The organism is Micromonospora sp. NPDC048909 (assembly GCF_040649635.1).
Lineage (GTDB): Bacteria > Actinomycetota > Actinomycetes > Mycobacteriales > Micromonosporaceae > Micromonospora.
Window position 1 is genome coordinate 688,344 of sequence record NZ_JBEZFU010000001.1, and the last position, 11,795, is coordinate 700,138.

Genomic DNA, 11,795 nt, shown 5'->3' on the forward strand with positions numbered 1-11,795 from the left:
CGGCATCGACCGCAGCGGCATCCGGGTCAGTCGGCGAGCACCGCCGCGGTGATCCGGTGCAGCGCGAAGGTGTGCAGCATCTCCGTCCGCTCGTCCTCGGCCCGCAGGTAGCCGGCGCCGATAGAGACGGGCTTGACCAGCCGGGATGCGGTCGCCCCGTGCGCGTCGACGTAGCCGACCCAGACCAGCGCCTTGTCCCGTACCGCCTGTTGCAGCACCGCGAGGGCGTCGGTGTGGCTGTGCGTCGGCGTCGGGCCGGTGACGCCCCGGACGCCGCCGCGCACCACCGCCGGGGCCCGCCGGGCCGCCCGGGCCGCGGCATCGCCCCGCCGGATCTGTTCCACCACCCCGAGCAGCCGCGGCATCGGCAGCTTCGGCGCGACCAGCGGGTCGAGGGTCCGAGTGGCCACCGACACCCGGGCGGGTGCCCGTCGGGTCTTCGGGCGGGAGAGCACCGCCGCGCCGCTGGCGTCCTCGGGCACCGGGGCATAACCGGCGTCGCGCAGCGCACCGAGCAGCCGCCCCACCTGGTACGGGGTGATCAGCACGGTGGGCGCCAGCCGACGCAGCGCCAGCGACTCCAGCCGCCGGTCGGCGAAGACCTCGCTGAGCAGCGCCTCGTCGTCGCTGCGCAGGTACGCCCCGGCGGCGCCACCGCGCAGCCCCCCGTGCTTGCGGGCCACGTCGTCCACCAGGTAGGTGAGCGACTGCGGTATCGGGGTGCGGGAGCGCCGCCGGAAAACCGCGTGCAGGTCGTCCGCGGTGTAGCCGGCGTCCAGCGCCCGGCGCACGCTCGCCGGGCTGACCCGGTAGACGCTGGCCCCGCCCGCCGACTCCTGCTCGGCCACCGCGTCCAGCTCGCCGGCGAGCGTCGGGTCCGGCGGTCCGGGCACCACCACGGTCAGGTCGGCCTGCACCAGGAAGTGGTCGACGGGGGCGGGCAGCAGCGCGTCCAGCGCCCGTACCGCGGTCGACGGCTCCTCGCTGTCGGCCTCGGCGCGCACCCCGAGCGGGTCGTCCGCACCGTGCTCGTCCGTGTCGGCCAGCAGCAGCCGCCCGTACGAGGTCAGCGCCCCCAGCCCGGTGACGCCGAGCTGAGCGGCCTCGGCGAGCACCTCCCGGTGCGCGTTCTCCCGCCCCCGGCTGCGCCGGGGTGCCCGCCAGTCGAGCAGCTCCAACACCTCGTCGGGCGTGGGGGCGGTCGCCGGCTCCAGGTCGGCGAGGACGCCGAGCACCGCCCGTCGGGCAGCCGGCGCGCCGGCCCGCTCCGCCTCGGCGGAGTGCACGGTGATCGGCCGGTCCCGGTCGTCGCGCTGGCCGACCAGCCCCACCTGCCGGGTCATGGTCAGCCAGGCGCGGGCCAGTTGCTCCCAGCGCTGGGCCAGGGAGGCGGCCCGCCACACCTCGTAGCCGCCCGTCGGCAGCACCTGCTGGTCGGCCCCGTACCGGGTGGTGGTGGCACCGGGCAGCTCCAGTTCACCGGTCAGCCCGGCCGCGTACGCCACCTCGAGCAGCAGGGCGGCGTTCGGCTCGTCCAGCCCGGCGGCGCGGGCCAGCCGGCGCAGGTCGCGTACCCCGATGCCGCCGGAGCGGAGCACCGGGGCCGGCTCGGCGGCGAGCTGCTCCAGCAGCGCCTCGGTGTGGCGTACCACCTCCATGGTCTGGCCGGCGCCGGCCGAGTCGACCGCCTTCGGCTCCCTCGGCGTGGCGGCGACCGGCGGTGGGCTGGTCCGCAACGGGCCGAGCGGTCCGCTGTCGCGGCGCAGCAGCAGCCCGATCTCCCGGGGCAGCTCGACCGTGCCGCCCACCCCCGCCCTGCCGGTGGAGATCGAGACCAGCAGCCGGTTGTCCACCAGCCAGCGCACCGGCGACCCGGTCGGCGCGCCGCCGTTGGTCGGGTCCGGCGGCAGCGCGTCCTCCGCCCCGAGCGGCGGCGCCTGCAACGCGCCCGGTGGCACGCTGCCCACCGGCGGTCCGGCCGCGAGCCGGTCCAGGATCGCCCGGGCGGAGGGCGGCGCGGCGAGCAGGGTCCGGCGCAGCTTCGCCGGGTCCGCGCAGAGCGCGGCCGTGCGCGGGTCCAGCTCGGCCGCCGGTCGGCCGAGCCCGGCAGGGTACGGCGCCACCTCGTCGACGCTCGGCACCACGGTGAGGGCGCTCTCCGGGCCGTACAGCAGGAAGAGTGCCCGCAGCCGGTTGACCGCGCGCCGGACGGCGGCCGGCTCGGGTGGCCGGGGACCGGCCGCCGCCATGGCGAGCACGGCTTCGGTCGAGGTGGTGCCGTCCGTCGGGTCACCGGTCAGCCGGGCGGCGTCGAGGATCAAGAGGGTGAACTGGTCCAGCCCGTCCAGCGCCCGGGCCACCGAGACCCGGGACTGCGCCCGGATGGCGAGGGCGGAGATGTCGGACGGCACGGGTACGACGAGGTCCGGCCGCAGCTGGAGGAGGGCGGCCAGCGACTCGTCGGGCAGCGACCGCAGGTGGTCGGCGAGTGAGGTGGTCATCGTCGTTCCACGCTAGCCCGGTCCGGGGTGGTCCCGCCCCTCGGACGTCCGGCTGGCTGGGCGGGGCCGGTAGGTTCTTCGCATGCTCCCTCTGACGGTCGGGTTCGACCTCGACATGACGTTGGTCGACTCGCGCCCCGGCATCGCCGCCGCCTTCCGGGCGCTCACCGCGCAGACCGGTGTGCCGGTGGACGCGGACGCGGCGGTGTCCCGGCTCGGGCCGCCGCTGCGCACGGAGATCGCCCGGTGGTTCCCGCCGGAGCAGGTCGAGTCGGCGGTGCGGCTCTACCGGGAGCTCTACCCGGCGTACGCGATCACCCCGACCGTCCCGCTGCCCGGCGCCCGGGAGGCGATCGAGGCGGTCCGCGCCCGGGGCGGCCGGGTGCTGGTGGTCACCTCCAAGCTCGGCCGGCTGGCCCGGCTGCATCTGGAGCACCTGGGGCTGGTGGTGGACGAGCTGGCCGGTGACCTCTTCGCCGAGGAGAAGGCGACGGCGCTGCGGCAGCACGGCGCGACCCACTACGTCGGGGATCACGTGGCCGACATGGTGGCCGCCGCGGCGGCGGGGGTGCCGGGCATCGCGGTTGCGACCGGCCCGTGCTCGGCCGAGGAGCTGCGCGAGGCCGGGGCCGAGGTGGTGCTGGACGATCTCACCGGATTCCCGGCGGCGCTCGACGGCATGATCCAGCTAGCCTTGGGGCAGTAGACGTCTCAAGCGAAGCAGGGGTTCTCAGGTGCCTACGGGTCGAGTGAAGTGGTACGACGCGACCAAGGGATACGGGTTCGTCACCAGTGACGAGGGTGGCGACGTGTTCCTGCCGAAGGGCGCGCTACCGGCGGGTGTCACCGACCTCAAGGGTGGTCAGCGGGTCGATTTCAGCGTGGTGGACAGCCGCCGGGGCGCGCAGGCCATGGGGGTCAAGCTGTTGGAGGCGCCGCCGTCGGTGGCCGAGCTGCGCCGCCGGCCGGCGGAGGAGCTGCACGGCCTGGTCGAAGACATGATCAAGGTGCTGGAGGCGAAGGTCCAGCCGGACCTGCGCCGGGGCCGCTTCCCGGACCGGAAGACGTCGCAGAAGATCGCTCAGCTGGTCCACGCGGTGGCGCGCGAGCTGGAGGTCTGAGGCACCAGCCCGGCGTCGGCGGCTCGGCCGAGCAGCGCCTCCACGGCGGCGAATCCCGCCTCCCCCAGGTCGGCGGTGAATTCGTTGACGTAGAGGCCGATGTGCTGGTCGACGACGTCGGGCTCCATCTCCTGGGAGTGCGCGAGCACGTAGTCACGGCTGGTGGCCGGGTCGGCCCAGGCCTGTCGCACGGATTCCCGGATCCACCCGGCGGCGGCCTTCGGGTCGACGACGCCGCGCCGGGCGAGGATCGCGCCGAGGGGGATGGGCAGGCCGGTGTCGGCCTCCCACCACTCGCCGAGGTCGACCAGGGCGGTCAGGCCGTGCCGGTGGTAGGTGAACCGGGCCTCGTGGATGACCAGGCCGGCGTCGTAGCGGCCGGCGGCCACGCCGGGCATGATCTCGTGGAACGGCACCACCTCGATCCGCGCCGGCGGGTGGCCTGCCGCCCAGAGCCGGAAGAGCAGGTACGCGGTGGTCCGGTCACCGGGTACGGCGACGGTCGCCCCGGAGAGTTCGGTGCGGTCGCCGCGGGTGAGCACCAGCGGCCCGCAGCCGCGACCGAGCGCCCCGCCGCACGGCAGCAGGTGATACTTGTCCAGCAGCCACGGCAGCGCCGCGTAACTCACCTTGACCAGGTCGAACTCCCCGCGCTCGGCAGCCGTGTTGGTCACGTCCACGTCGGCGTAGGTCACCTCGACCGGCGGAGCGCCGGAGACCCGGCCATGCACCAGGGCGTCGAAGACGAACGTGTCGTTGGGGCAGGGCGAGATCGCCAGGGAGAGCGCCACGCCCCCACCGTAGCCCCGCCCCCGCAGGCCGTCCCTTTGCGGGCCCCTGCCACTGTGACCTGGCACCTGGGCTGAACGCGGGGCGGCTCTGACCAGCGCGACCGACCAGAGTGCCGGCGCGGCCGCGGGCCGCGTGGTGGTCAGCCGACCCGGGCCGCCCGCTGCCCCGCGCTGCTCTGGTCCGGAGCGAGCCCCCCGGACCTGAGCGGGGCCTCGGTCCTAGGCGGGCTCCGGACCTAACCGCCCCCCGAACCTGTGGTTGACCCCCTTTGGAGCTGATGTCGTAGACGATTCGCCTGCCTTACTCGCCGCACCTGCGGCCGCCCGCGGTGGGATCAGGCCCCGCGCGTGTCGCCGACGTCGCCCGCGGTGCCCCGCGGCCCCTGCCGCTGCGGGTCGCCGGCGCCGGTGGCCGACCCGCGCCTCCTGCGGCCGTGGATCGCGGCGCCGGCGGCGGCTCGCGCCTCCTGCGGCCGTGGATCGCGGCGCCGGTGGCGGCTCGCGCTCCCAGCGGCCGTGGGTCGCGGCGCCGGCGGCGGTGGCGGCCGGGCCGGCGTCCCTCAACCCGGGTTATGCCGCGAGCAGGTGCCGCGACGCCGCAGGCCTCCGGGCCGGTACCGCGCGGCAGCGCTCCGGTTTGAGCCGCCCGTGCCCGAGGCAGCAAACGCTGAGGCCCGCTTCCTGGGTGATGACATAGACGGTTCAGCTCCAGAGCGTTGCAGTACCCATTGACCTCCCCGACCGGTAGCGCTCCGCAGGTGGACCGGTTCGCCGCTGGCGTTACCTGGTCACAGTGTTGTCCACAGTGTTGTCCACAGGATGCATGCGGGTGTTGATGACGAGGTTGCGAGGCGGCAGCATCGGGTTGTGGGCGAGGCGGCGGATGCGATCGATGTGGGCAGGAGCCTGCGGGCTCTGCGCCGGAAGGCGGATCTGAGCCAGCGGGAGCTTGCCGAGCGGTCTGGCGTACCGCAGGCCACTCTGGCGCGGATCGAGTCCGGGCGGGCGGGGGATCCGCGATTTCGCACGGTCGAGCGGCTGGTGCGCGCTGCGGGCGGCGAGCTGATTATCGGCCTGCCGCGGCAGGTGGAACTGGCACCGGTGTCGGCGGTGCCGCACGACGATCTGCGTGATGAGGCGGGGCGGCGATATCCAGCGCACCTGGACGTCTGGGAGGTTCGCAAGCCGCGGGACTGGCCGGGCGCCTGGTGGGCAGATTGGTACAACCTGCCGCCAGAGCGGTATCCGTTGCCTCTGCCGCTCGCCACATATCAGCTGAACCGGTGTTACCGGGATGACCGCCGTCGGCGGGAGCAGGTTCGGCGGACCTTCCGGGTGCGCCGGGTGACCGACGAACAGTTCGCCCCGACCTGCTGGCGATTCGTCGCGGAGTTGCCCGACGGCGAACTCGTGGGCGAACTTCGGGCGCACGAACGGAACCCCCGCCTGTGCTACGGCGACTACGGCGACGGCGCGGAGCGGGAGATGGTGCTCGACGGTGTTCTCGTCGCTCTCGCTCATCGGCGGCTGGGTGTCGGGCGGCGGCTGGTCGAGGCGCTCGTCGACGACATGCGGACATGGGGCATTCGCAGCGCCTACGCGATCGCCGACGGCGGCGGGGTCGACCTGCTGCTCGCCTGCGGCTTCCGGTTCGAGGCGAGCCGCCCGGCGGCACTGCGGCTGGACCGGGTGCCCTGAGTAATGGCAGTGGCGTAGCGAATCAGAGCCAGGGCGGCAGAGCGTGGTGAGCCGAGTGCGGGGTCAGCCGAGGGCGGGGGCGGCCTCGGTCAGGGCGGCGAGGGCCTCGCGTAGGCGCCAGGCGTCGCGGTCGCGGGGGCCGATCGGGTTGGAGATGGTGCGCAGTTCGGCGAAGGGCAGGCCGGCCTGGGCGGCGGCCACCGCCACGCCGTACCCCTCCATGGCCTCGGCCACGGCGTCCGGGTGGCGCCGGCTCAACGCCTCGGCGCTGGCGGCGGTGCCGGTCACGGTGGTGACCGTGAGTACCGGCCCGACGGTGGCGGCCGGCAGCGCGGCACGGAGCGCGGCCAGCAGCTCCGGATCGGCGGTGACGGTGCTGCCGCCACCCAGCAGCGCGGGCGGCATGCCGAGCGCGTCGATCGGGATGAAGCCCTCCGGGGACTCGGCGCCGAGGTCCGCCGCGATGCTCGCGGTCCCCAGCACGGTGCCACCCACCGCGACCCGAGCGGTGAAGCCGCCGGCCACCCCGGCGCTGACCACCGCGCGGTAGGGCCGGCCGGCCGCCTCGGCCAGCGCCAGCAGCCGGGCGGTGGCCGCACCCGCGACCGCCGGTCCCACCCCGACCGGGGCGACCGTCACCGTGGGATCGGTGAGGCCGGCCCGCACCGCGTCCGCCTCGGCCGGCACCGCGGTGACCACCAGCAGGGCGCTCACGAGAGCGGTCCGTGCGGTTCCCGCCGGTTCTCCTCGTCGCTGCCGCCCGGGCCGCCGACGGCCGAGGACGGGCGGTAGATGTGGTAGCCGGGCGGGGCGAGCCCGGGCTCGTAGCCCGAGGCGCCGTTCGGCGCCGGGGCCGGTGAGGTCGGGCTCGGGTCGTCGGCCTTCGTCGGCGCGCCGTCCGGGTCGTCGGCCGGCTCCTCGGCCAGCTCGTCGTCGCCGAGCGGCCGGCCGGCCAGGCGCTGGCCACGCAGCCGGCTGGCGACCAGCACGCCCCGGATGGCGGCGAGCACACCGACCCCGGCGGCGACCGCGATGCCCGTACGACCGTCGAACGGGACCAGCCCGAGCCCGCCGCCGAGGACGAAGGCGAGCATCAGCACCGTCTCGGAGTGGGCGAAGGAACTGGCCCGCAGGCGCTCCGGGATCCGCTCCTGGATCGAGGCGTCCACGGCCAGCTTGGCCACCCCGCTCAGCATCGCGGTGACCAGGCAGAACAGGGCCACCATCGGCAGCGAGAACTTCAGCACGGCGAGCACCGCCACACCGGCCACGATGACCATGCTGCTGGACTGGATCGCGGTCGGCCGGTGGATCCGCAACCGGGTACCGACCGCGGTGGCGAGGAAGGTGCCCACCGCCAGCGCGCCGCCGACCAGCCCCAGCGCGGCCTCGTCGCTCAGCTCCCGGCCGAACACGACCGTGGTCAGGTCGCCCTTCTTGATGGCGAAGGCGAGGAAGAGCAGCAGGAAGCCGTAGATCGCGCGCAGCGTGGCCGAGCCGATCAGGGTGGCGATCACCAACCGGCCCGCCGGTCGGCCCCGGCCCAATGGGCGATCACCGGAGCGCCGGCCGAGCGCCCGCAGCGCACGCGGCACCCGTTCCGGCGGTTCCGAGTCGGCCTTCGGCGGTAGCCGTAGCGCGATGACCATGCCGACGAGGAAGATCACCGAGGCGACCCGGAGCGGCCACTGCGGCCCGAACCAGAACGCGGCCAGCCCGATCGGGGCGACCAGCGCGCCGGCCACCGTGCCGTAGACGCTCGCCCTCGCGCCGACCTGGGAGAGGCCCAGCCCTTCCGGAAGCAGTCGCGGCACCGCGGCCGAGCGGGCCACCCCGTAGGCCCGGGAGAGCGCCAGCACCCCGAACGCCGCCGGGTAGAGCCCGAAGCCGTGGATGTAGTCGGAGATCAGCCAGGCCAGGAACGCCCGGCCGAGCATGGTGGCGGCCAGCGCGTAGCGGCGGCCGTGCCGGAAGTGGTCGAGCAGCGGCCCGACCACCGGGGCGAGCATGGCGAACGGCACCATCGTCACCAGCAGGTAGAGCGCGACCTTGCTGCGCGCCTCGCCGAGCGGCACGTTGAAGAAGATCGTCCCGGCCAGGCCGATGGCGATCAGAGTGTCCCCGGCGCAGGAGACCGCGTGCAGGTCGAAGAGGCGAACCATGCCGACCTCGCCGCCGGCGCCCCTGGCGCGGGCCCGGCCGGCCCGGCGGGTCACCCAGCGCCCGCTGCCGACCGAGCCGCGGAACAGCAGCCGGAGCGCGCGGATGCCGGTGCCGACGGTCCGCCCGAGGACGGACCGCTCAGGGCGGGAGGACAGCGGCATGTGCACCATCCTCGCCCATCCGATCCCGGTGCGCCGCACCACTTGCGCAGAACGTGACCGGGGAGTCCCTGTCACCCCGCCGTACGCATGGGGAACAATGGTCGGGTGACCAGGCCCGCCTCCACCCGCGCCGCCCGCCTCGACCAGGTCTGCGCTGACGCCGTCGAGGTGGCCCGCGCCGCCATCACCGAGGTGGATGCCGACGACGTCGGTGAGCACCTCCAGGCAGTGGCCGAGGGCGACCGGCTCGTCACCCACTACTTCGAGTGTCGGCTCGCTGGCTACCGCGGCTGGCGCTGGGCGGTCACCGTCACCCGGGTGCCGCGCAGCCGCCAGGTCACCGTCTGCGAGACGGTCCTGCTGCCCGGCACTGACGCGATGCTCGCCCCCGGTTGGCTGCCCTGGCAGGAGCGGCTCAAGCCGGGCGACCTCGGCCCCGGCGACCTGCTGCCCACCCCGCCCGACGACGAGCGGTTGGTTCCCGGCTACCTGCTCTCCGACGACCCGGCGGTCGAGGAGACGGCCTGGGAGTTCGGCCTGGGCCGGGCCCGGGTGCTCTCCCGGGAGGGGCGCTCCGAGGCGGCCCAGCGCTGGTACGACGGCGACCACGGTCCCGCCGCCCCGATCTCCGCCGCCGCCCCTGCCTCGGCCCGCTGCGGCACCTGCGGCTTCTACCTGCCGCTGGCCGGCGCCATGCGGCAGGCCTTCGGCGCCTGCGGCAACTTCTACGCTCCCGACGACGGCCGCGTGGTGAGCGCCGACCACGGTTGCGGCGCGCACTCGGAGACGCTCATCGAGGCGGCCGAGACGTCCGTCGAGGAGATGCCGACCGTCTACGACGACAGCGCGGTGGAGGCCATGTCGGTCAGCCGGGCTCCCGGGTCGGTCGAGGCGGCCGAGCCGGCGGAGCCGTACGGCCACCCCTGACCGGTCGAGCCGGCGCGCGGGTCAGCCGGCCGCGGCGCGCCGGCGGCGACGGTTGGCGTCGTGTCGCAGCATGACCGCCAGGCCGGGGAACCCCCAGAGGAAGCCGGCCAGGCAGATCCAGAGCCAGTTCTGATGATCGTGGTCGGTCAGCCAGCCGCGGAAGAAGATCAGGAGCACCAGCCCGACGAGCGCCCAGCCGGCCATTCCGGCGAGCGCGAACGGCACCATCGGTGGGTCGAGCGGCTCCGGCCGCGGTGGCTGCTCGTTCGGCACCGGGCAAGCGTACGCGATCGGCTTTCCCTGCACGCCACTGATCTGGGACGATGCGCGCGACGTCCGGAAGATCACCTGCGAGGACCTGATGGCTGTAACGCCGCCCCCCGACAACGGCACCCCACCCGGCCCCGCTCGTCCGCGTAACGGATTCGATCGTTTCTTCGAGATCTCCGCCCGTGGCTCGACGATGAGCCGCGAGGTACGCGGTGGCCTGGCGACCTTCTTCACGATGGCCTACATCGTGGTGCTGAACCCGCTCATCCTCGGTAGTGCCGTCGACGGTGACGGCAAGACCCTCCCGATCCCGGCGATCGCCGCGGCGACCGCCCTGGTCGCCGGCGTGATGACCATCCTGATGGGCGTGGTGGGCCGGTTCCCGCTGGCGCTCGCCGCCGGCCTCGGCGTCAACGCGCTGGTCGCGTACGAGATCGCCCCGGAGATGACCTGGGCGGACGCCATGGGTCTGGTGGTGATCGAAGGTGTGATCATCGCGGTGCTGGTGCTGACCGGCCTGCGTACCGCGGTGTTCCGTTCGGTGCCGACCCAGCTGAAGACGGCGATCGGCGTCGGCATCGGTCTCTTCCTGACCATCATCGGCCTGGTCGACGCCGGTTTCGTCCGGCGGGTGCCGGACGTGGCGAACACGACGGTGCCGGTCGGGCTGGGCATCGGCGGCAAGCTGGTCAGCTGGCCGTTGCTGGTCTTCGTGGTCGGGCTGCTGCTGACCCTGGTGCTGGTGGTACGCCGGGTCCGGGGCGCGATCCTGATCGGCATCCTCGCCTCGACCGTGCTGGCGATCGTCGTCGAGGCGGTGGCGAACATCGGGCCGTCCGTGGTGAACGGTCAGCCCAACCCGAAGGGCTGGGCGCTGAACGTCCCGGAGCTGCCGAAGACGGTGGTGGACGTGCCCGACCTGTCGCTGCTCGGCAACTTCAACGTGCTGGACTCGTGGAGCCGGGCCGGCTGGCTGGTCGTCCTGATGTTCGTGTTCACGCTGCTGATCACGGACTTCTTCGACACCATGGGCACGATGGTCGCCGTCGGCCAGGAGGGCGGCATGCTCGACGAGCAGGGCACCCCGCCCCGGGCGAAGGAGATCCTGCTGGTCGACTCGATCGCCGCGGCGGCCGGCGGTGCGGCCAGCACCTCCAGCAACACGTCGTACATCGAGAGCGCCTCCGGTGTGGCGGAGGGTGCCCGGACCGGGGTGGCCAACCTGGTCACCGGTGCGCTCTTCCTGCTGGCGATGTTCCTGGCGCCGCTGGTGCTGGTGGTGCCGTTCGAGGCGGCCTCCACCGCGCTGGTGGTGGTGGGCTTCCTGATGATGACCGCGGTGCGGACCATCGACTGGTCCGACTACGAGATCGCCATCCCGGCGTTCCTCACCATCGTGCTGATGCCCTTCACCTACTCGATCTCGAACGGCATCGGTGCAGGTCTGATCACGTACGTCGTGGTGAAGGTGGCCAGGGGGAAGGCCCGGGAGGTGCACCCGCTGCTGTACGGGGTAGCCGTGCTCTTCGTCCTCTACTTCCTGCGCGGGCCGATCGAGTCCGTGGTGCTGTGACCGCCCTGCTCCGGGTCGGGTCCGGTCTGGATCCCGGCCCGGAGCGGGCAAACCTTCCTCGTGAGCCTGGTCATATCGGATGTCGTTAGCCAGGCTCATTAGTTAAGCTAACTATCGTGACGGAGCGGACGGTGACGGCGAAACGCGTGCCACCGGCGCAGCTGGCTCCCCAGTTGCGTGATGCGATCACCCGACTCAACCGGCGGGTCCGCCAGGCCCGACCGGTCGGCGACCTCACGGTCACCCAGGTCTCCGCGCTCACCAGCCTCAAGCTGGCGGGTGCGCTGACGCCCCGGGAACTGGCCGACGTCGAGCGGGTGCAGCCACCGACGATGACCAAGATCGTCGCGAAGTTGGAGGAGCGCGGCCTCGTGCAGCGCACCCCCCATCCGACCGACGGACGACAGGTCATCCTCGCGGCGACCGAAGGAGGGCAGGCCGTGCTCGACCAGTTCGAGCGGGCCCGCGATGAATGGCTGGCCCACCGGCTGGCCGAGCTCGACGAGGACGAACGGGAGACCCTGCACAGGGCCGCCGGGATTCTCCAGCAGCTCGCTCGCGCCTGAGCCGCCCGCGCCACCGGGCCGTGC

General features: G+C 73.8%; 11 protein-coding genes. 6 read left to right on the plus strand and 5 right to left on the minus strand.

All coding sequences use genetic code 11. The features are described 5' to 3' along the window. Positions 1–26 precede the first annotated feature (26 nt). Complete coding sequence (locus AB0C04_RS03320) at positions 27–2,501, minus strand: helicase-associated domain-containing protein (RefSeq protein WP_357047507.1); 2,475 nt, start codon at positions 2,499–2,501, stop codon at positions 27–29. Positions 2,502–2,583: 82 nt separating this feature from the next. Here AB0C04_RS03320 and AB0C04_RS03325 point away from each other — a divergent pair, with 82 nt between their 5' ends. Together AB0C04_RS03325 and AB0C04_RS03330 are read left to right on the plus strand one after the other, a co-directional pair. Then, entirely contained in the window at positions 2,584–3,207 is a 624-nt protein-coding gene (locus AB0C04_RS03325) for an HAD hydrolase-like protein (protein WP_357047510.1), read from the plus strand. A gap of 28 nt (positions 3,208–3,235) precedes the next feature. Next, on the plus strand, positions 3,236–3,622 hold the full coding sequence (locus AB0C04_RS03330; RefSeq protein ID WP_350867898.1) for a cold shock domain-containing protein: 387 nt from the start codon (positions 3,236–3,238) through the stop codon (positions 3,620–3,622). Here the strand turns inward: AB0C04_RS03330 and AB0C04_RS03335 are convergent. Then, positions 3,583–4,413, minus strand: a complete 831-nt coding sequence (locus AB0C04_RS03335) for a 1,4-dihydroxy-6-naphthoate synthase (RefSeq protein ID WP_357047513.1) — start codon at positions 4,411–4,413, stop codon at positions 3,583–3,585. The two genes, AB0C04_RS03330 and AB0C04_RS03335, sit on opposite strands and share 40 nt — an antisense overlap. An 867-nt stretch (positions 4,414–5,280) precedes the next feature. Between AB0C04_RS03335 and AB0C04_RS03340 the strand changes: the two genes are divergently transcribed. Continuing rightward, positions 5,281–6,111 carry a GNAT family N-acetyltransferase gene (locus tag AB0C04_RS03340; protein WP_357047515.1) on the plus strand — a complete coding sequence of 277 codons (831 nt, stop codon included), beginning with the start codon at positions 5,281–5,283 and terminating at the stop codon, positions 6,109–6,111. A 63-nt stretch (positions 6,112–6,174) separates the two neighbouring features. Here the strand turns inward: AB0C04_RS03340 and AB0C04_RS03345 are convergent, their stop codons facing one another. Then, positions 6,175–6,825 (minus strand): futalosine hydrolase, encoded by a 651-nt coding sequence (locus tag AB0C04_RS03345; protein WP_357047518.1) that lies wholly within the window; start codon positions 6,823–6,825, stop codon positions 6,175–6,177. Further along, positions 6,822–8,435 (minus strand): MFS transporter, encoded by a 1,614-nt coding sequence (locus AB0C04_RS03350; protein WP_357047523.1) that lies wholly within the window; start codon positions 8,433–8,435, stop codon positions 6,822–6,824. The genes AB0C04_RS03345 and AB0C04_RS03350 overlap by 4 nt, the downstream gene beginning before the upstream one ends. An 87-nt stretch (positions 8,436–8,522) precedes the next feature. On the opposite strand from AB0C04_RS03350, the gene AB0C04_RS03355 reads away from it, so the two are divergent. Next, positions 8,523–9,362: a DUF3027 domain-containing protein gene (locus tag AB0C04_RS03355; RefSeq protein ID WP_357047526.1), complete on the plus strand. Its 840-nt coding sequence runs from the start codon at positions 8,523–8,525 to the stop codon at positions 9,360–9,362. A 21-nt stretch (positions 9,363–9,383) separates the two neighbouring features. Here the strand turns inward: AB0C04_RS03355 and AB0C04_RS03360 are convergent, their stop codons facing one another. Then, entirely contained in the window at positions 9,384–9,635 is a 252-nt protein-coding gene (locus AB0C04_RS03360; protein WP_357047529.1) for a DUF2530 domain-containing protein, read from the minus strand. Between the two features lie 88 nt (positions 9,636–9,723). Here AB0C04_RS03360 and AB0C04_RS03365 point away from each other — a divergent pair, with 88 nt between their 5' ends. Both AB0C04_RS03365 and AB0C04_RS03370 read left to right on the plus strand, forming a co-directional pair. Next, positions 9,724–11,205 carry an NCS2 family permease gene (locus AB0C04_RS03365; protein WP_357047532.1) on the plus strand — a complete coding sequence of 494 codons (1,482 nt, stop codon included), beginning with the start codon at positions 9,724–9,726 and terminating at the stop codon, positions 11,203–11,205. A gap of 116 nt (positions 11,206–11,321) precedes the next feature. Next, positions 11,322–11,771 (plus strand): MarR family transcriptional regulator, encoded by a 450-nt coding sequence (locus tag AB0C04_RS03370; RefSeq protein WP_357047535.1) that lies wholly within the window; start codon positions 11,322–11,324, stop codon positions 11,769–11,771. Positions 11,772–11,795: the final 24 nt, after the last annotated feature.

What these genes read in the sequence shown, in the direction of transcription:
- AB0C04_RS03320 (WP_357047507.1), bottom strand. Translation starts at nt 2,501, where the DNA reads ATGACCACCTCACTCGCCGACCACCTGCGGTCGCTGCCCGACGAGTCG.
- AB0C04_RS03325 (WP_357047510.1), top strand. Translation starts at nt 2,584, where the DNA reads ATGCTCCCTCTGACGGTCGGGTTCGACCTCGACATGACGTTGGTCGAC.
- AB0C04_RS03355 (WP_357047526.1), top strand. Translation starts at nt 8,523, where the DNA reads ATGGGGAACAATGGTCGGGTGACCAGGCCCGCCTCCACCCGCGCCGCC.
- AB0C04_RS03365 (WP_357047532.1), top strand. Translation starts at nt 9,724, where the DNA reads ATGGCTGTAACGCCGCCCCCCGACAACGGCACCCCACCCGGCCCCGCT.
- AB0C04_RS03350 (WP_357047523.1), bottom strand. Translation starts at nt 8,435, where the DNA reads ATGCCGCTGTCCTCCCGCCCTGAGCGGTCCGTCCTCGGGCGGACCGTC.